The sequence below is a fragment of the Nonomuraea sp. NPDC050202 genome (assembly GCF_040656115.1).
GTDB lineage: Bacteria > Actinomycetota > Actinomycetes > Streptosporangiales > Streptosporangiaceae > Nonomuraea.
The window spans coordinates 49,319-67,567 of sequence record NZ_JBFALF010000051.1 but is presented as its reverse complement, the minus strand read 5'-3'; the positions used below and the strand labels follow the sequence as shown (position 1 = coordinate 67,567).

The 18,249-nt window shown below is 72.8% G+C and carries 15 protein-coding genes and 1 pseudogene; 7 read left to right on the top strand and 9 right to left on the bottom strand.

Annotation, left to right across the window (positions count from 1 at the left end; genetic code table 11):
- Together AB0I79_RS57195 and AB0I79_RS57190 are read right to left on the bottom strand one after the other, a co-directional pair.
- The coding region (locus AB0I79_RS57195; protein WP_357893401.1) for an ArsB/NhaD family transporter at positions 1–1,053 on the bottom strand (1,053 nt) is incomplete at its 3' end.
- Between the two features lie 103 nt (positions 1,054–1,156).
- Positions 1,157–1,777, bottom strand: coding sequence for an L-threonylcarbamoyladenylate synthase (locus AB0I79_RS57190; RefSeq protein WP_357893399.1), 621 nt, complete (start codon positions 1,775–1,777; stop codon positions 1,157–1,159).
- A 161-nt stretch (positions 1,778–1,938) separates the two neighbouring features.
- On the opposite strand from AB0I79_RS57190, the gene AB0I79_RS57185 reads away from it, so the two are divergent.
- Positions 1,939–2,472 carry a signal peptidase II gene (locus tag AB0I79_RS57185; RefSeq protein WP_357893397.1) on the top strand — a complete coding sequence of 178 codons (534 nt, stop codon included), beginning with the start codon at positions 1,939–1,941 and terminating at the stop codon, positions 2,470–2,472.
- 13 nt (positions 2,473–2,485) lie between these two features.
- Here the strand turns inward: AB0I79_RS57185 and AB0I79_RS57180 are convergent.
- Positions 2,486–3,054: pseudogene (locus tag AB0I79_RS57180) on the bottom strand (nucleotide disphospho-sugar-binding domain-containing protein).
- Between the two features lie 129 nt (positions 3,055–3,183).
- Positions 3,184–3,840, bottom strand: coding sequence for a CatB-related O-acetyltransferase (locus AB0I79_RS57175; RefSeq protein ID WP_357893395.1), 657 nt, complete (start codon positions 3,838–3,840; stop codon positions 3,184–3,186).
- A gap of 82 nt (positions 3,841–3,922) precedes the next feature.
- Between AB0I79_RS57175 and AB0I79_RS57170 the strand changes: the two genes are divergently transcribed.
- Positions 3,923–4,555, top strand: a complete 633-nt coding sequence (locus AB0I79_RS57170) for a TetR/AcrR family transcriptional regulator (protein ID WP_357893393.1) — start codon at positions 3,923–3,925, stop codon at positions 4,553–4,555.
- On the opposite strand, the gene AB0I79_RS57165 is transcribed toward AB0I79_RS57170, so the two are convergent.
- On the bottom strand, positions 4,529–5,155 hold the full coding sequence (locus tag AB0I79_RS57165; protein ID WP_357893391.1) for a helix-turn-helix domain-containing protein: 627 nt from the start codon (positions 5,153–5,155) through the stop codon (positions 4,529–4,531). The genes AB0I79_RS57170 and AB0I79_RS57165 overlap by 27 nt on opposite strands.
- 68 nt (positions 5,156–5,223) lie before the next feature.
- On the opposite strand from AB0I79_RS57165, the gene AB0I79_RS57160 reads away from it, so the two are divergent.
- The 4 genes from AB0I79_RS57160 (at position 5,224) to AB0I79_RS57145 (ending at position 10,113) form a co-directional block, all read left to right on the top strand.
- Positions 5,224–5,994, top strand: a complete 771-nt coding sequence (locus AB0I79_RS57160) for an SDR family oxidoreductase (protein ID WP_357893389.1) — start codon at positions 5,224–5,226, stop codon at positions 5,992–5,994.
- Between the two features lie 77 nt (positions 5,995–6,071).
- Positions 6,072–6,281: a YciI family protein gene (locus AB0I79_RS57155; RefSeq protein ID WP_357893387.1), complete on the top strand. Its 210-nt coding sequence runs from the start codon at positions 6,072–6,074 to the stop codon at positions 6,279–6,281.
- A 38-nt stretch (positions 6,282–6,319) separates the two neighbouring features.
- Entirely contained in the window at positions 6,320–8,641 is a 2,322-nt protein-coding gene (locus AB0I79_RS57150) for a sigma-70 family RNA polymerase sigma factor (RefSeq protein ID WP_357893385.1), read from the top strand.
- Complete coding sequence (locus AB0I79_RS57145; RefSeq protein ID WP_357893383.1) at positions 8,638–10,113, top strand: FAD-dependent monooxygenase; 1,476 nt, start codon at positions 8,638–8,640, stop codon at positions 10,111–10,113. Before AB0I79_RS57150 ends, AB0I79_RS57145 begins: the two co-directional genes overlap by 4 nt.
- A gap of 32 nt (positions 10,114–10,145) precedes the next feature.
- Here AB0I79_RS57145 and AB0I79_RS57140 read toward each other — a convergent pair whose 3' ends face one another.
- From AB0I79_RS57140 to AB0I79_RS57125, 4 genes are all read right to left on the bottom strand, one after another.
- Positions 10,146–10,949, bottom strand: a complete 804-nt coding sequence (locus tag AB0I79_RS57140; RefSeq protein ID WP_357893381.1) for a carbohydrate ABC transporter permease — start codon at positions 10,947–10,949, stop codon at positions 10,146–10,148.
- Complete coding sequence (locus AB0I79_RS57135) at positions 10,946–11,821, bottom strand: sugar ABC transporter permease (RefSeq protein ID WP_357893379.1); 876 nt, start codon at positions 11,819–11,821, stop codon at positions 10,946–10,948. The genes AB0I79_RS57140 and AB0I79_RS57135 overlap by 4 nt, the downstream gene beginning before the upstream one ends.
- A gap of 349 nt (positions 11,822–12,170) precedes the next feature.
- The gene (locus tag AB0I79_RS57130; protein ID WP_357893377.1) at positions 12,171–14,141 is read right to left on the bottom strand and encodes a substrate-binding domain-containing protein; all 1,971 of its coding nucleotides are present in this window, start codon (positions 14,139–14,141) and stop codon (positions 12,171–12,173) included.
- A 174-nt stretch (positions 14,142–14,315) separates the two neighbouring features.
- The gene (locus AB0I79_RS57125; protein WP_357893375.1) at positions 14,316–14,798 is read right to left on the bottom strand and encodes an NAD-dependent epimerase/dehydratase family protein; all 483 of its coding nucleotides are present in this window, start codon (positions 14,796–14,798) and stop codon (positions 14,316–14,318) included.
- A 674-nt stretch (positions 14,799–15,472) separates the two neighbouring features.
- Between AB0I79_RS57125 and AB0I79_RS57120 the strand changes: the two genes are divergently transcribed.
- Positions 15,473–18,247 carry a carbohydrate-binding protein gene (locus AB0I79_RS57120; RefSeq protein ID WP_357893373.1) on the top strand — a complete coding sequence of 925 codons (2,775 nt, stop codon included), beginning with the start codon at positions 15,473–15,475 and terminating at the stop codon, positions 18,245–18,247.
- Positions 18,248–18,249: the final 2 nt, after the last annotated feature.

Here is an 18,249-nt window from a genome sequence, read left to right as displayed (position 1 = left end):
GAGGTCGGCGACGATGGGGCTCATGGTGGCCACGTAAGGGATGTTGTCCACGATCGCCGACAGCCCGCCCGAGGCCCACAGCAGCAGCATCGTGGTCAGGCCGAGCTGCCCCTGGGTGGCGTCGGCGGCGAGCCGGGACACCTGGCCGATCACGCCGGTGTGCACCAGCGCGCCGACCATGACGAACAGCCCGGCGAAGAACACCAGGGTCGGCCACTCGACCTCGCCGATGGCCTCCTCGGTGGTGACGCGGGTCGCGGCGACCAGCACCCCGGCGCCCAGCACGGCGACCACCGACGGCTCGTAGTGCAGCACCGGATGCAGCACGAACGCCGCCATGACCAGCGCCAGCACGGCCATCGACTGCCACAGCAGCCGCCGGTCGGCGATCGCCTCGCGCTCGTTGAGCGCCATCACCTCGGCCGCCCGCTCGGGGTCGTAGCGGAAGTGCTTGCGGAACAGCAGCCGGCACAGCCCGACGAAGACGACCATGAGCACGATGACCATGGGCGCCATGTGGGCGAGGAAGTCGTTGAAGCCGAGCCCGCCCCGGCTGGCGATGATGATGTTCGGCGGGTCACCGACCAGGGTGGCGGTGCCGCCGATGTTGGAGGCCATGGCCTCGGCGATCAGGTACGGCGCCGCGGGCAGCGCCAGCCGCTCGCACACCAGGAACGTCACCGGCGCGATGAGCAGCACGGTGGTCACGTTGTCCAGCAGCGCCGACGCCGACGCGGTGATCACCACCAGCAGCACCATGAGCCGGTAGGGGCGCCCGCGGGCGCGTTTGGCCGCCCAGATGGCCAGGAACTCGAAGACCCCCGTCTGCTTGAGCACCCCGACGATGACCATCATGCCGAGCAGCAGGAAGATGACGTTCCAGTCGATGCCGGTCTCTTCGGAGAAGAACGCGGCCCCGGCGTCGGTGGCGTGGATCAGCAGCATGATCCCGGCCCCGCCGAGCGCCGCCGCCACCCGGTGCACCTTCTCGCTGGCGATCAGCCCGTACGCGAACAGGAAGACGGCCACCGCCACCCAGGAGAGCGCCGTCACGCCGGCACCCCCGGCGGTGCGCAGGCGGGGGAGGGGGCGACCAGGTCGCGGGTGGGCATCGGTGACCTTTCGTGATCGACGGCGACGACGTCGCCGACCGGCTCTACTCGAAGAGGGAGGGGTCGCCCGTCCCTCTCCGCAGGATCTCGGGCTCGTCCTGCGACAGGTCGATGACGGTCGTGGGGGTGGCGCCGCACTCGCCGGCGTCGATGACGGCGTCCACCACGTGGTCGAGCCTCTCCTTGATCTCCCAGCCCTGGGTCGGCGGATCGGTCTCGTCCGGCAGCAGCAGGGTGCTCGACAGCAGCGGCTCGCCGAGCTCGGCCAGCAGCGCCTGCGTCACGACATGATCGGGGATCCGGACGCCGACCGTCTTCTTCCTGGGATGCAGCAGCCGCCGCGGCACCTCCTTGGTCGCGGGCAGGATGAACGTGTAACCGCCCGGGGTCGCCGCCTTGACCAGCCGGAACACGGCGTTGCTCACATGAACGAACTGTCCGAACTGGGCGAAGTCCCTGCAGATGAGGGTGAAGTGGTGGTCGCTGCCGAGGCCGCGGATCTCCCTGATCCGGTCGAGGCCCTCCTTGTTGCCCAGCCGGCAGCCCAGGGCGTAACAGGAGTCCGTCGGGTACGCGATGAGCCCGTCCGAGTGCAACAGCTCGACGATCTGGCTGATCAGGCGGGGCTGCGGGTTGTCCGGGTGGAGGTCGAAGTACTTGGCCACACCTGGGATCCTAGAAGCGGCCCATCTCGGCGCGGCACACCAGGTGCCGGATTCCCGCCATGGCCGATCATGCTCCTGCCGCGGCTGAGGGCGCCACCAGGCGGCTGATCCATCTGGCCGGTACATTCGACGCGAATCAGTCAGGGGAATGTGAGGTCGAGATGCCGGAGAACCGCAGCGCACGCGACACGGGCCGGAGCGTGCGGCCGTACGGGTGGATGCTGGTGCTGGCCGCGACGGTCCTGCTCGCCGACCAGGCGTCCAAGCTGTGGGCGGTCTCCGCGCTCTCGGACGGCCGGAACATCCCGGTGATCCCGGGCCTCATCGAGCTGCGGCTGCTGCTGAACTCCGGCGCCGCGTTCTCGATCGGCGAGGGGGTGACCTGGGTGTTCACTCTGACGACGGCCGCGGCGGTCGCGGGCATCCTGTACACCGGGCGGCGCCTGCGCTCCCCGGCCTGGGCGGTCGTGCTCGGCGGGTTGCTGGGCGGCGCCACCTCCCACCTGCTCGACCGCCTGTTCCGCCCGCCGGGCTTCGCCCAGGGCCACGTCGTCGACTTCATCGGCTACGGCGGCCTGTTCGTCGGCAACGTCGCCGACATCGCCCTCACCCTGAGCTGCGCCCTCCTCCTGCTCCTCACGCTGCGCGGCATCCCCCTGGGGGCCGTCGCCAAGGAGGGGCAGCCGTCGTCCTGACCGCCGCGGGCGGTCAGGGCAGCAGCTGCTCGATGAGGTCGGCGGCGCGGGTGGTGCCGCCCTCCGCGCGCGCGTCCGCCTGGAGCCGGGCCGAGCGGCGGGCCACCTCCGGGTCGGCGGTGAGGTCGAGCAGGGCGGCCCGCAGGGCGCCGGCCGTGGCGTCCGGGGTGTCGATGCGGCGGGCGACGCCCAGCTCCACGAGCCGGTCGGCGTTGACGAACTGCTCGGCGGCCTGCGGAACGGCGATCATCGGGACGCCCGCCAGCAGCCCCTCGCCGCAGCCGCCCATGCCCGCATGGGTGACGAAGGCGTCCGCCTGCTCCAGGATCGCCCGCTGCGGCACCCAGGGATGCACCTCGACGTTCGCCGGGATGGCGCCCAGCTCGTGTCGGCGACCGGCAGCACCGAGGTGCAGGGGACCAGTTCGGCGCCGGTGGCGGTGATGAGGCCGGCGACGGCGGGGTCGTTGGCGTAGGTCACCCGGTGTCCGCGGGACACCAGCTCGCGGATGATCTCGAGGCTGGGCAGGACGTGGCTGACGATGGGGATGCCGACCATCGCGATGTGGGCACGGCGGGACATGGAAGATCACTCATTTCGGGTTCGCGGCGGCCGGCCATCGGTGCGCGCGGGCTTCACGGGCGGCGGATGGCCGGGTGAGGGCGCAGGGACGTCACGCGTGGCGGATGTCCGGGCGAGGGCGCAGGGACGTCACGGGCGGCGGATGCCCGGGGCGGCGGCCTCCAGGTCGGCGACGCTGCCCGACATGATCGTCCGGACGTGCTCGGTGATGTGCTCCGCCGGCCAGTCCCACCAGGCCACGGCCAGCAGCCGGGCGACGTCCTCGGCGCTGTAGCGGGTGCGGATGAGCCGCGCCGGGTTGCCGCCGGCAATCCCGTAGTCGGGCACGTCGGCGGTGACCACGGCGCCGGCGCCGATGATCGCGCCGTGCCCGATCCGCACGCCCGGCATCACCGTCGCGCCGTACCCGAACCAGACGTCGTTGCCGACGACGGTGTCCCCGCGGTTCGGCAGGCCGGTCAGCAGGTCGAAGTGGTGTGCCCACGAGCCGCCCATGGTGGGGAAGGGGAAGGTCGAGGGGCCGTCCATGCGGTGGTTGGCGCCGTTCATGATGAACCGCACGCCCGTCCCCAGCGCGCAGAACTTGCCGATGACCAGCTTCTCCGGCCCGTAGTGGTAGAGCACGTTGCGCGTCTCGAACGCGGTCGGATCGTCCGGGTCGTCGTAGTAGGAGAACTCCCCGACCTCGATCAGCGGGGACTTCACCAGCGGCCGGAGCAGCACCACCCGCGGCTGCTCCGGCATCGGGTGCAGCACGGCCGGATCGGCGGGAACGAGCGGGTTCATGCGAGCGACTCCGTTAATGCGACAAGATGTACATTAAGATGGTGGCATGGCGCCGTCCGATGAGCAAGCCGGAGACCGAGCGATGACTTCCGAGAGTGCGCCGCCCAGGCGCCGCCCGGGCGGCCGCACCGGCCGCATCCGCGCGCAGGTGCTCGACGCGATCCGCGCCGAGCTGGCCGAGCGCGGCTACGACGGGCTCAGCCTGGACGGCGTCGCGGCCCGCGCGGGCGTGCATCGCGCGACGGTGTACCGGCGCTGGCGGGACGTCGGCGGCCTGCTCGCCGACGTCCTGGAGGCCACGACGAGCGACGACGACTGGCAGCCGCAGGACACCGGCTCCCTGCTGGGCGACCTGTCCGCGCTCAACCACGAGAACCTGGCCGCCATGACCGCGCAGCCGTCGATCGCGGCGGCCCTGATCGCCGCCTCGTTCCGTTCGGAAGAGGCGGCCCGTGGTCTGCGGCGGCTCTGGGAGGACCGCTACGCCCGCTGCGAGGTCATCGTCGGCAGGGCCGTGCGGCGCGGCGAGCTGCCGCCGGACACCGACGCGCGACAGCTGCTCGTCGCCGCCACCGCGCCGCTCTACCACCACCTGGTGCTGCTGCGCACGCCGCCGGACCCGGAGCTGCCCGGCCAGGCCGCCAGGGCCGCCGTCCTCGCCGCCTTCGCCGGCGCCTTCGTCAGGCACTCACCGGCCGGCGACGTCCCCGGGTGAGAGCGGGCTCTCGCCGAACACGGCGGCGAGGGCCTTCGCGATCAGGCCGGGCAGGTCGCTCCGCCCGTCGTCCTCGGCCCAGCGCACCAGCGCCGTGTGCAGGGCGGCCAGGCAGGCGCTGGCCGCCGCCCGGGCGTGGAAGGCCGTCTCGGGATCGGCGGCCTCCTCCCCGAGGGCGTCGATGATCGCCTGCTGCAGGGCGTACTGGTTGTCCAGGTGCTTGGCCCGCAGGGCGGGCGTCGAGATCATCAGCCGCAGGCGGGTGAGCAGGAACTCCCTTCCCCGGTCGTCGCCGGTCAGCGCCGCGGCCGAGCCGATGAGCGCGCCGCCGATGCGGTGGACCAGCGGCAGGTCCGCGGCCGGCGCGGCGACGACGCGCTCGGCGACGAGCCGGCCGTGCTGGTCGGCCAGCACCAGGTCCTCCTTCGTGGGGAAGTGCCGGTACACGGTCATGGGTGACACGCCCGCGGCTTCGGCGACGTCGTTCACGGTCGTCGCGTCGTATCCCCGCTCGGCGAACAGCCGCACCGCGTGCCCCTGGATCAGTTGCTGGGTCTGGGCACGCCTGCGCGCTCGCAGCGTTGAGTGCTGATCCGCCATGTGATAGACACTACCGCAGTGATAGTCACTACCACTTAGGTAGTGTCTAACGGAATGGAGTGGTGGGTGTGAACGGCAGGACAGCTCTGGTGACCGGAGCGTCGCGCGGCATCGGGCAGGCGATCGCGACCCGGCTCGCGGCCGAGGGAGCGATGGTCATCGTGCATTTCGGGACGGACAAGGACGGCGCGCGTGCGACGGTCGAGGAGATCGAGCGCGGCGGCGGGCAGGCGGTCGCCGTCGGCGCGGAGCTGGGCGTGGACGGCGACGTCGAGACGCTCTTCACGGGAGTCGAGGCGGCCCTGGCGGGCAGGCCGCTCGACATCCTGGTCAACAACGCGGCGGCCCCGCCCGCGGGGCCGATGGGAGCCACGACGCGGGCCGAGTTCGACCATCTCTACCGCGTGAACGTGCGCGCGCCCTACTTCATCGTCCAGCGGGCGCTGCCGCTGCTCCGCGACGGTGGCCGGATCATCACGATCTCGTCCGTGGCGACCCGGATGGCCAACCCCGCCCAGACGTCGTTCGCCATGACCAAGGGCGCGGTCGAGACGATGAGCATGACCCTGGCCAACGAGCTCGGGACCCGCGGCATCACGGTGAACGCGGTCGCTCCCGGCGCCACCCGCACGGCCGCCAACGGGCCGGTCTTCGAGACGCGCGGCGTGGCGGACCTCATCGCCGGGTCGACGGCGCTCGATCGCCTGGGGGAGGCCGGTGACGTGGCCGACGTCGTCGCGTTCCTCGCCTCCGACGCCGCGCGCTGGATCACCGGCCAGGTCATCGACGCCAGCGGCGGCCTGTTCCTGGGGCCGCGCCTCAGCACAGCCGGAGTCTGAGCAACCCGGCCCGCGAGGCGGCGTACGCGGAGTACCACGCGCTGGCCGAGGACCCCCGCTACGCCGGCGGCGCGCAGTTGCAGCCGGTCGAGACGGCGACCAGCGTGCGCGTGGCCGGCGGCCGGACGTTGGTGACCGACGGGCCGTTCGCCGACACCAAGGAGGTGCTCGGCGGGTTCTGCCTGATCGAGGCGGCCGACCTGGACGAGGCGATCGAGCTGGCGGCGCGCGTCCCCGCCGTCAGGCTCGGCGGCGTGGTGGAGATCAGGCCGGTGGTGCGGCTCTGAGCGCGCTGGAGGAGGTCTTCCGGGACGAGTGGGGCCGGGTGCTGGCCTCGCTGGTCGGGTTCCTCGGTGACTTCGACCGGGCCGAGGAGGCCGTGCAGGAGGCGTTCGCGATCGCGGCGGAGCGCTGGCCCGCCACCGGCATGCCGGACAAGCCGGGCGCGTGGCTGGTGACGACGGCGCGCAACCGGGCGATCGACCGGGTGCGCCGGGAACGCGCCCTGGCCGGGAAGGTCCACCTGCTGCACGCGCCCGAGGCCGTCATGGAGGAGTTCGACGACACAGTGATCAAGGACGAGCGGCTCGAGCTGATCTTCGCCTGCTGTCACCCGGCGCTGCCGCTGGACGGGCAGGTGGCGCTCACGCTGCGGGCGTTCGGCGGCCTGGACACCGCCGAGATCGCCCGGGCCTTCCTGGTCTCGGAGGAGACCATGAAGCGGCGGCTGTCCCGCGCCAAGGCCAAGATCAAGGCGACCGGGATCCCGTTCGCCGTTCCCGCCGCGCACCGGCTGCCCGACCGGCTCGACGCGGTGCTCGCCGTCGTCTACCTGATCTACAACGAGGGGTACCGCGGCCGGATCGACCTCGGCGCGGAAGCCCTGCGCCTGGGCCGGCTGCTGGCCGCGCTGCTGCCGGACCAGCCGGAGGCGCACGGCCTGCTGGAGCTGATGGTGATCCACCACGCCCGGCGGCGGGCCCGCTTCCGCGATGAGGACCTCGTGCTGCTCGACGATCAGGACCGGTCGCTGTGGGACCAGCGCCAGATCGCCGAGGGCCGCGCGGTGCTCGACCGTGCCATCGCGCTCGGCGGGCGGGGCGCCTACGTCGTCCAGGCCGCGATCGCGTCGCTGCAGGCACGCGAGCGGATCGACTGGCCGCAGGTCGCCGCGCTGTACCGGCGGCTGGCCGGCCTCACCGGCTCCGCGGTGGTCGAGCTCAACCGCGCGGTGGCGCTCGCCCAGGCCGGCGACCCCGCCGCCGCGCTGGGGGTCGTCGACCGGCTCGACCTCGACGGCTACCTGTACTTCCACTCGACCCGCGGCGAGCTGCTGCGGCGGCTCGGCCGGCCGCCGAGGCCAGGGCCGCCTATGGCAGGGCGCTGGAGCTGGCCACCTCGGCCCCCGAGCGGCGCTTCCTGGGCCGCCGGCTCGAACAGCTCTGAGGGCATGGACGTCTGCCCCTCGGCGCTCTCCCGGCGTAGGGGCGCCCTGACCTGGGAGGTCAATTGTCCGGCGTTCGTCCGGGGATCGTTGGACGAACGCTGGACAAGATCGCTTGCTGCCCACCGGAGCCGCCGGGCGCTGCGCCGCCGCCGCGCTGCTCGCCGTCCCGTCCACCGCGTCCGCGCAGTCGTCCGGCGTCACGGGGGCCCAGGCGCCGAGCGTGCACCGGAAGTCCGCCTCGTGCGCCTCGCCCCGCGGACAGAAGATCAACGTCTCGTGGGGCGACGGCAACGTCTCCACCACCGTGTGCTTCAACAACCGCTGCAACCAGAAGCGGTGGATCGAGCTGAAGTTCGTCAAGCAGAACCACGACTACTTCTGGAAGTGCTTCTCGGTCAACCCGTGCACCAGGGGCAAGAAGAAGATCGGCAATTCCAACCCGGACCAGGTTGTCATCACCAAGAAGCGGACGAACCGCTAGCCGCCGCCGACCGGAAGGGCCCCGCCGCCGGCGGGGTCCTTCTGGTTGACAGTCCTTCACGCCTCCCTAATACTCGGATCCGAGCAATAGGAGGCAATCGATTGGGAACGAGTAATCGACGTCCGGTGTCGAACGCGCTGGGTCTGGCCGTGCTCGGGCTGCTCATCGAGTCCCCGCTGCACCCGCACGCCATGGCGGCCACCTTGCGGGAACGCGGCCAGGACCGGGTGTTCAAGGTGACCACGGGCTCGCTGTACGACGTCGTCCGCGCGCTGGAGCGGGCCGGGTGGATCGAGGCCCGGGAGACCGTCAAGGTCGGCGCCCGGCCCGAGCGCACCGTCTACCAGCACACCGCGCTCGGGCGGGCCGAGTTCGCCCGCTGGGTGGAGGAGCTGATCCGCGTCCCGTCCGCCGAGTACCCGAAGTTCCTGTCCGCGGTCGGCTACCTGGGCGCCCTGGGCCCCGGCGGCGCCGTGGACGCGCTGCGGGACCGCGCCGCGCGGGTGCGCGCGACGCTGGAGGAGCACCGGCGCGAGCACGGCGAGCTGCTGGCCGGCGGTACGGTGCCGCGCCTGTTCGTGGTCGAGGTGGAGTACGCGATCCGCATGCAGGAGGCCGAGGTCGGCTGGATCGAGGAGATCGTGGCCGACATCGAGACGGGCCGGCTGGCCTGGCCGGACGCGTCCGGCTGGGTGCGCGCCGGGGAGGAGGGCCGATGAGCGGCGACGGCACGATCATGGTGGCGGGCGCGGGGCCGGCCGGGCTGATGCTGGCGGCCGAGCTGACGCTCGCCGGGGCCGAGGTGACGGTGCTCGACGGGCTGCCGGAGCGCTCGCCGTACTGCAGGGGGTTCAACCTCAACGCCCGCAGCCTGGAGCTGCTCGACCGGCGCGGCATCGCCGGGCGGTTCCTGGCCGAGGGGCCGACCGTCCCGGCCGGCATGTTCGCCGACCCCGCCAGGCCGCTGGACCTGACGGTGATGGACACCGACCATCCGTACGTGCTGGGCATCGCGCAGACCCGCGTCGAGGAGCTGCTCGAGCAGTGGCTGGCCGAGCTGGGCGTGCCGGTGCGCTGGGGGCACGCGGTCGTCGATCTGGAGCAGGACGCCGACGGCGTCGAGGTGACCGTCGAGTCAGGCGGCCGGCGGCGGCGCACGCGGGCCGCCTACCTCGCCGGCTGCGACGGCAGCCGCAGCCTGGTGCGCAAGCGCGCCGGGATCGGCTTCCCCGGCACGCCCGCCACCGGTTACGGCGTGCTCGCGGACGTGGAGCTCGCCGACCCCGCCGCCCTGCCGTTCGGCATGACCAAGGGCGAGCGCGGCACGGTGTTCGTGATCCCGCGTCCCGGCTACGTCCGCATCGTGCTCGACGACCCCGAGCCGCCCGCCGACCGCGACGAACCCGTGACGCTGCCCTACTTCCGGCGGCTGCTGGACGACCAGCTCGGCCGCCGGGTGGAGCTGCGCGAGCCGCGCTGGCTCACCCGCTTCGGCGACGCGGCCCGGCTGGCGGACCGCTACGTCGCCGGACGGGTGGTGCTGGCGGGCGACGCCGCGCACATCCACCCGCCGACCGGCGCGATCGGGGTGAACGTGGCGCTGGCCGACGCGGTCAACCTCGGCTGGAAGCTCGCCGCCACCGCGCTCGGGCACGCGCCCGACGGGCTGCTGCACAGCTACCACGACGAACGGCACGAGGCGGGCGAGCGCCTGCTGCGCACCATCCGCGCCCAGGCGGCCCTCGCCGGCCACGACCCCGCCCTCGCCCCGGTGCGGGACCTGTTCGGCGAGTTCGTCGACCGGGTGCCCGGCGCCGGCAAGTACCTCGCCGAGCTGGCGACCGGCGTGAGCACCCGCTACGACCCGAAGATCCCCGGCGACCACCCGTGGCTCGGCCGCCTGGCCCCCAACCTGGAGCTGACCCTCGACGGCCGCCGCACCAGCGTCGCCGAACTGCTGCACCCGGCCCGCCCGCTCCTGCTCCGCCTCGGCGACCGGCCCCTGCCGGCGGCCGGCGGCCGGGTGGACACCCACGACGCCCGCTGCCCCGGGCAGCCCGGGCTCGAAGGGCTGCTGATCCGCCCCGACGGGCACACCGCCTGGGTCTCCACCACCGCCGCCCCCCAGCCCGACGCCACCCTCGCCACGGCCCTGTCCACCTGGTTCGGCGCCGCCTCCCGGGTGGGCTGAACAGGAGACAGACCAGGGCCGCGGCCACCCGCTCACCCCTTGATCGCCCCCGCCGGCCCGTTGACGAAGTAGCGCTGCAGGAGCAGGAAGAGGGCGATCACCGGGAGCACGATGATCAGCGACGCCGCCATCACCTCGTTGTAGCGCGGCACCTCGCTGGAGACGAGCGACTCCAGCCCCAGCGGCAGCGTGAACCGCGAACGGTCCGACAGCGACACCCGGGTCAGCACGTACTCGTTCCAGGTCGGCACCGCCGTCAGCACGGCCACGGTGATGTGCGCCGGCTTGGCGAGCGGCAGGTACACCGACCAGAAGATGCGCGCCTCGCCCGCGCCGTCCGACCTGGCCGCCTCCCGCAGCTCGCGAGGGATGGAGCCGTAGCTGGCGGTCAGCAGCAGCACCGTCAGCGGCGCGGTGCCGTTGACGAAGGGCAGCACCAGCCCCAGGTGGGTGCCCAGCAGCCCGAGGTTCTTCTCCAGGATCACCACCGGCAGCAGCACCGTGATGCCCGGGACGAACAGCAGCGCCACGAAGAACCAGTACAGGAGGCGGCGGCCGGGGAAGTCCAGCACGGCGAAGGCGTAGGAGGCCAGGCTGTAGACCACCAGGACGCCGGCCACGGTCAGCGCCGTGACCTGGAGGCTGTTGCGGAAGTAGTCGAGGAAGTGCAGCCGGCTCCACGTGGCGACGAGCGTGTCGAGAGTGGGCTCGCGCGGCAGCAGGCCGCCTTCCAGGATCTCGCCGCGCGCCTTGAAGGCGCCCGACACCATCCACAGGAACGGGTACACGCTGATCACCGCGTACGCGATCAGCCCCGCGTGGGCGAACCGCTTCACCGGACCCTCCGCAGCAGCCGCGCGTTGGCCAGGGTCAGCAGCACGGCTCCGGCGAACAGCAGCCAGCCCAGCGCGCTGGCGTGACCCAGCGACGGCGCCAGGCCCTTCATGAACGCCAGCCGGTAGGCCATCAGGCCGAGCACGTCCGTGTGGCCGCCAGGGCCGCCGTTCGTGGTGATCAGGAAGAGCTGGAAGCCGTGCAGCGCGTCGCGGACGCCCAGCAGCACGATGGCCACGGTGATCGGCCGCAGCAGCGGCCAGACGATGCGGCGCAGGACGTGCCAGGAGCCGGCGCCGTCGATCCGCGCCGCCTCGACGAGAGCGCGGTCGATGGCCTGCAGCCCGCTGAGGTAGAGCAGCGTGGCGATGGGCACGCTGGACCACACCAGGATCACGATCAGGGCCGGCAGCGCCGTGCCCGGGTTGCCGAGGAAGCCCTGGGGCTGCTGCAGGCTGCCCAGGCCCAGCGAGCCGAGCAGCAGGTTGATCGCGCCGTCCGGCGCCAGCACGTACCGCCAGGCGTAGTAGACGGCGATGCCGGCGGTCACGTACGGCAGGAAGAACACCGAGCGCAGGACGGCGCGCAGGCGGGTGATGGAGTTCAGCATCACCGCGAGCGGCAGGGCCACGGCCACGGTCAGCAGCGGCGTGACGACCATGACCTGAGCCGTGTTCCCGGCCGCCCGGCGCAGGTCGGCGGCGAGCGACGGGTCGGCGTGCAGCAGGTCGGCGTAGTTCCCGAGCCCGACCCAGCGCCATTCGGGGGTGAAACCGTTCCACTTCGCGAAGCTCAGCAGGAACCCGCCGGCGATCGTGTACGCCCCCATCAGCAGGAACAACGCCACCGCGGGCGCGACGAAGGCCTGATCCACGAGGGCCCTCGCCTCGTCGAGGCCAGGCCTGGCGGCGCAAATCGTTAAGATGACTCCGAAATCTACACGCGGCGCATGCGGTGTCAAGAGCCCGCCCCGGCCGGATCGGCGAGCTGTGAGTGTGGCGGGCGCTCAGGCGAGCGGGCGTGGCCGGTCCGGCGGCGAGGGCTCAAGCGGAGCGGCGGCGGACGAGGCCTGCGAGGGCTCAAGCGGAGCGTCGGCGGACGAAACCTGCGTGGACTCAGGTGGAGCGGCGGCGGACGCGAGGTCGGCTGGGGCTCAGGTCGGCGCGGGTTCAGGTGGATCGGCGGGGACGAGGCCGGCGGGGGCCAAGGCGGTGGGGGTTGGTTCAGGTGGATCGGCGGCGGACCAGGCGGGCGGGGACGACGAGCTCGGAGGACGGCTCGTCGATGGCGCCGCGCAGCCGTTCGAGCAGCCGCGTGGCCGTGGCCCGGCCGATCTCGCGGGCCGGGTTGGCCATGGTGGTCAGGCCGGGGGAGACCATGCCGGCGGCGTCGATGTCGTCGAAGCCCATCACGGCCAGGTCGTCCGGGACGCGCAGGCCGCGCCGCGCCGCCACGTCGAGGGCGCCGATCGCCATGACGTCGTTCGCGCACAGGACGGCGTCGGGCGGCTCGGGCAGCTCCAGCAGCCGCGCCACGCCCTCCGCGCCGCCCGCGCGGCTGAACTCGGTGTGCGCCACGAGCGCCTGGCCGGCCGGCACGCCGGCCTCGGCGAGGGCCGCGCGGTAGCCGGCGACGCGCTCGGCCGCCGGGCCCTCGGCCGCCGGGCCGCACACGAACGCGATCCTGCGATACCCGCGGTCGAGCAGGTGGCGCGTGGCCTCGGCGGCGCCGCCCTCGTCGTCGCTGTGGACCACGTCCACGCCCCGCTGGGCCAGCCGGCCGCCGAGCCGCACCACCGGGATGCCGGCCTCGATGACCGGCAGGAGGTCCTCGGCGTGGGTGTGGAACACCGCGAAGGCCAGCCCGTCGACCTGGCGGGCGATCATCTGCTCGATCGCGGCCCGCTCCGCCCGCCGCACACCGTCGGTGTTGCTGATGATCTGGTCGTAGCCGGCGGGGCCGAGCACGTCCTGCAGGCCGCGCGCCAGCGCCGGGTAGAACGGGTTGGTGATGTCGGGGATGATCAGGCCGACGGTCTGGCTGCGGCTGGTGCGCAGGCCCCGGGCCAGGACGTTGGGCCGGTAGCCGAGCTCCTCGATGGCCCGCAGCACGCGCCGCCGGGTCTCCTCGGCCACCGGGCGGCGGCCGTTGAGCGTGTGCGACACGGTCGTCGCGCTCACCCCGGCCAGGTCGGCCACCCGCCTGATGCTCGGCCGCTCACCCCTGACCGCACGCGGCTGCCCGCCGGGGCCTCGGAGGAGCCCTCCTGCGCCAGGGCCTTCGGCCACCTCGCGTCCCTCGGGGAGGCCCGCGGTCGCGCCGCCGTGCCGGGGGAGACCCACGGGCGCTCCGCGTCCCTGGAGGAAGCCCTCGAAGGCGCCGCCCAGCACGGCGTAGGCCTCCTCGAGCGTGCGCACGCCCCGCGCGACGGCCTCGGCGGGCGGCACCCGGCCGGCCGCCTCCAGCAGGATCGACTCCCACACCTGTCGCAACGGCCCCAGCGCCGCCGCCGCCAAAATCCGCGCCCTGAGCCCGCTCGCCCCCTCGGCCACCGACCCGATCAGCGACCCGGTCACCGACCCGGTCACCGGCCCAGTCACCGGCCCAGTCACCGGCCCAGTCACCGGCCCAGTCACCGGCCCCGCCACTCGCGCTGCCACCGGCTCCGCCTCTGGCCCAGGCACCGGCTCGGCCAGCGGCTCGGCCAGTGGCCCTGTGACCGGCTCGGTCAGCGGCCCTGCCACCAGCCCTGCCACCGGCTCGGTCAGCGGCTCGGTCAGCGGCTCGGTCAGGAAATCGGCCAGTGCGTGCTCGCGGCCCGCGAACAGCTCGCGGCCGTACGCGCGCAAGGTGTCGCTGTCGCGGTACACCCGTCCGAAGAGCGCCAGGTCGCCGGCGGGCTCGGCGCGCAGCAGCCCGCTGAGCGCGACCGCCGTCCGCCCGCCCCGCCGGTGCCGCACCACCTCGGCGGGGTCGCCCGCCAGCAGCGGCTCGTGCTCGTAGAAGAGCTGCTCCTTGACGGGGAAGTAGTTGAAGACGGTCTTGGCCGACACGTCCGCCGCCTCGGCGACCTCGTTGACCGTCACCGCGTCGAACCCCCGCAGCGCGAACAGGCGGAGCGCGGCGTCGGCGATGGCGCGCCGCATCTCGGCCTTCTTCCGCTCACGCCTGGCCGGAGGCTGCTGGGTGGGCATGCCGAGATCTTACACCGACACGATCCTTTCAGTCGCTAGAATTTTTTAGGATGCCTCCAGCCCTCCGTCCGGCCTGCGCACCGTGGCGGCCCAGCCGTCGGGGTACGGCTGCCCCGGGTAGCCGCCGGCCGTTCCAGGAGCGCCGTAGTGGACGTCTCCCGGGCGCGCGCCCGGTCACGGCAACACGTGCCGCGCGGTGAAGCCCAGCACCCGCTCGGCGGCACCCAGATCGACCCGCTCGGCGGCACCCAGATCGACCGGCACGGCGCGATCGGACACCGGAGCCCGCCGCTCGCTGTCGGGATGGAACACGGCCAGCAACTTCTCGGTCGGCTCGGACATCAGCGTGTTCGGCGCGGCGACGGTCACCACGTGGTGCCCCTCGACCGGCCGGGTGACGGCCAGCCACGCCGCCCGCGCGGCGTCGCGCACGTCCAGGTAACTCCACAGCTCCCTGGCGCCGGCGGCCCGGTCGGCGGCCCACTCCCGCGCCGCGTGCCGGAGCTTGTCCCGCGGCCCGCCCAGCCGGGGGAAGCGCAGCGCCACGGTCGTCATCCCGTGCCGGCGGCTCATCATCGCCGCGGTGAGCTCGTCGGCCTGCGTGGACAGCCCGTACGGGTCCTCCACCTGCAGCGGGATCTCCTCGTCCACAGGCACGTACGCCGGGTGCAACACCCTCGACCTCCGGATCGCCGGCGCTGCCCACCGCCATGCGGTCGAGCGGCAGGCCGCCGGGGTCGCGCAGGTCGAGCCCGGTCGCCGTCACCTTCCGGCGGGCGAGCAGGTCGAGGGTGGCCCGGCCGACGTTCCCGGCCGCACCCGATGACCAATGCCCGACGCGGAAAGTCGGTCATGTGCTCCTCAGGACACAAATCGATTTGTGAGGCGCAGCATGCCGACCCGAGGGGCGGATGTCAAGGTGCGTACAGCGACTGTAAGTTTCGCGCGGCAGCACGGATGCGCCCGCCCGGCACGGGAGGACGGCACCCACATGCGGCGGGCCCCCGTGGTCGGCGGCAGGGGGCCGCCGCAACCTTCCGTCGATGCCAGGCGGGCGTGCGTCTGGATTAAAGGCCCTCCAGCCCCGCCCATGCAAGAGGGTGGAGCGCTCCAGCCGTCAATTTGCGCTACCTGATCGAGATTTTGCGGATCTCCGTCGCCTGTCACCGTTCAGTCGCTGAACGGTCAAGCTCTTGACAGCCATATTTCGTCGCGGTAAGCAACTCGTTGGATCCCGAAACCGCCCGACAAATCGTCAAGCGCACTCCCCACAGCAAAGCGCGGTCGGCGCGCGCCTTGCCTGACGTCCCCCCGGTCAGGAAAGGAAGCCCATGTCTGCGTGGCCGAGGCTGCTCGTCGCGGCGTCACTGGTGTTCACCGGTGCCGCGGCGATCGACATCCCACCCGGCGACTACCAGCACGTCCAGCTCGCCCTCGGGCCGTCCGAACTGGGCGAGCCCATGTCGCTCACGGTCCTGCCCGACAGGTCCGTACTGCACACCGCCCGCGACGGCACGGTCCGCCACACCGACGCCTCCGGCGCCACGAAGGTGGCGGGCAAGCTCGACGTCTACACCCACGACGAGGAGGGGCTGCAGGGCATCGCCGCCGACCCCGGCTTCGCCGCCAACCGCTTCGTCTACCTCTACTACTCGCCCAGGCTGAACACCCCGCCCGGCGACGCCCCCGTGACCGGCACCGAGGCCGACTTCGCGCCGTGGAAGGGGCACCTGAACCTGTCGCGCTTCACGCTCAAGGCCGACAACACCCTCGACCTGGCCAGCGAGCAGGTCGTGCTGGAAGTGCCCAACGACCGCGGCCAGTGCTGCCACGTGGGCGGGGACATCGACTTCGACGCCGCCGGCAACTTGTACCTGACCACCGGCGACGACACCAACCCCTTCGAGTCCGGCGGCTACTCCCCGCTCGACGAGCGCACCGGACGCAACCCGCAGTTCGACGCGCAGCGCTCCTCCGGCAATACCAACGACCTGCGCGGCAAGCTGCTGCGCATCAAGCCGCAGCCGGGCGGCGGCTACACCGTCCCGGCGGGCAACCTCTTCCCGCCCGGCACGGCGGGCACCCGGCCCGAGATCTACGCCATGGGTTTCCGCAACCCGTTCCGGATGTCGGTCGACAAGCAGACCGGCACGGTCTACCTGGGTGACTACGGCCCCGACGCGGGCGGCGCCGACCCCGGCCGCGGGCCCGGCGGCCAGGTGGAGTTCGACCGCATCACGGCGCCCGGCAACTACGGCTGGCCGTACTGCACCGGCACCAACACCGCCGCCGAGACCTACAACGAGTACACCTTCCCCAGCGGCCCCTCCGGCGCCAAGTACGACTGCGCGGGCGGCCCGGTCAACAACTCCTTCCGCAACACCGGCCTGGCCAGGCTGCCCGCCGCCCAGCCGAGCTGGATCAAGTACGGCGACGCCGGCTCGCCCCCGGAGTTCGGCGGCGGCTCGGAGTCGCCCATGGGCGGCGAGGTCTACCGCTACGACGCCGGCTCCTCCTCGATGGTCAAGTTCCCGCAGTCGCTGGACGGCCGCTACTTCGCCATGGAGTTCGGCCGCCAGTGGATCAAGGCGATCGAGGTGGACAGCGACGGCACGCCCGGCGTGATCGAGGACTTCCCGTGGGACGGCACGCAGATCATCGACTCACAGTTCGGCCCCGACGGCGCCCTGTACGTGCTGGACTACGGCACCGGCGGCGGCAACCAGGCGCTGTACCGGATCGAGTACCTCGGCGGCGCGAACCGCAACCCCGTCGCCAGGGCCGGCGCCGACAGGACCTCCGGCAAGGCGCCGCTGACCGTGGCCTTCTCCTCCGCGGGCAGTTCCGACCCCGAGGGCGGCGCGCTCACCCACACGTGGGACTTCGGCGACGGCACCTCCTCCACGCAGGCGAACCCGGCCCACACCTACACGGCCAACGGCACGTTCCGGCCGACCCTGACCGTACGCGACCCGCAGGGCCTGACCGGCACCGCCAGCCTGGTGATCACCGTCGGCAACACCGCGCCCACCGTGACGCTCACCACCCCGGCCGACGGGCAGCTCTTCTCCTACGGGCAGGCCGTGCCCTTCCGGGTCACCGTCACCGACCCCGAGGACGGCGCCGTGAACTGCGCCGCCGTCAAGGTGACGTACCTGGTGGGCCATGACAGCCACACCCACTCCATCACCTCGAAGAACGGCTGCGAGGGGTCGATCACCATCCCGCCCGACGGCGAGCACGACGCGGCGGCCAACCTCTACGGGGTCTTCGACGCCGAGTACACCGACCAGGGCGGGCTGACCGGCCACAGCGTCCGCACCCTGCAGCCGGCGCACCGCCAGGCCGAGCACTTCGGCGCCCAGCAGGGCGTCCAGATCGCCAACCACGGCGGGGCCGAGGGCGGCGCGACCGTCGGCTTCACCGACGACGGCGACTGGATCTCCTTCGAGCCGTACCTGCTGGCGGGAGCCACCCGCGTGACCGCCCGGGTCTCCTCCGGCGGCCCCGGCGGGACGATCGAGATGCGTGCCGGCTCCGCGACCGGGACCCTGCTGGGCACGCTCACCGTGGCCAACACGGGCGGCTGGGACACCTTCACCGACGTCTCGGCCGGCCTGAACGGCGCCGCCCCCACCGGCCCGACCAAGCTGTTCCTCGTCTTCAAGGGCGTGACGGGCCAGGGCAACCTGCTGGACGTGGACGCCTTCACCTTCTCCACGGCGGCCACGACCGTCGAGGGCGAGGCGTACACCTCCAGCGCGGGCGTGCAGGTCGCCGACCACCCGCCGGCCAGCGGCGGCAGGACGCTCGGCTACGTGGACAACGGCGACTGGGCGGGCTACGCGAACGTCACGACCGCCGGAGCCACCCGCTTCTCCGCCCGCGTCTCGTCCGGCGGGGTGGGCGGCACGATCCAGGTCCGCTCGGGCTCGGCCACCGGCACCCTGCTCGGCTCGGTCACCGTGCCCGTCACCGGCGGCTGGGAGAACTTCCAGACCGTCTCCACCACGCTGACCGGCTCCGCCACCGGACCGCTCTTCCTGGTCTTCACCGGCGGCAGCGGCAACCTCTTCGACATCGACTCGTTCACGATCACCAGGTAGGC

What these genes read in the sequence shown, in the direction of transcription:
- AB0I79_RS57175 (WP_357893395.1), bottom strand. Translation starts at nt 3,840, where the DNA reads ATGAACCCGCTCGTTCCCGCCGATCCGGCCGTGCTGCACCCGATGCCG.
- AB0I79_RS57130 (WP_357893377.1), bottom strand. Translation starts at nt 14,141, where the DNA reads ATGCCCACCCAGCAGCCTCCGGCCAGGCGTGAGCGGAAGAAGGCCGAG.
- AB0I79_RS57165 (WP_357893391.1), bottom strand. Translation starts at nt 5,155, where the DNA reads ATGGCGGATCAGCACTCAACGCTGCGAGCGCGCAGGCGTGCCCAGACC.
- AB0I79_RS57185 (WP_357893397.1), top strand. Translation starts at nt 1,939, where the DNA reads ATGCCGGAGAACCGCAGCGCACGCGACACGGGCCGGAGCGTGCGGCCG.
- AB0I79_RS57145 (WP_357893383.1), top strand. Translation starts at nt 8,638, where the DNA reads ATGAGCGGCGACGGCACGATCATGGTGGCGGGCGCGGGGCCGGCCGGG.
- AB0I79_RS57170 (WP_357893393.1), top strand. Translation starts at nt 3,923, where the DNA reads ATGACTTCCGAGAGTGCGCCGCCCAGGCGCCGCCCGGGCGGCCGCACC.
- AB0I79_RS57120 (WP_357893373.1), top strand. Translation starts at nt 15,473, where the DNA reads ATGTCTGCGTGGCCGAGGCTGCTCGTCGCGGCGTCACTGGTGTTCACC.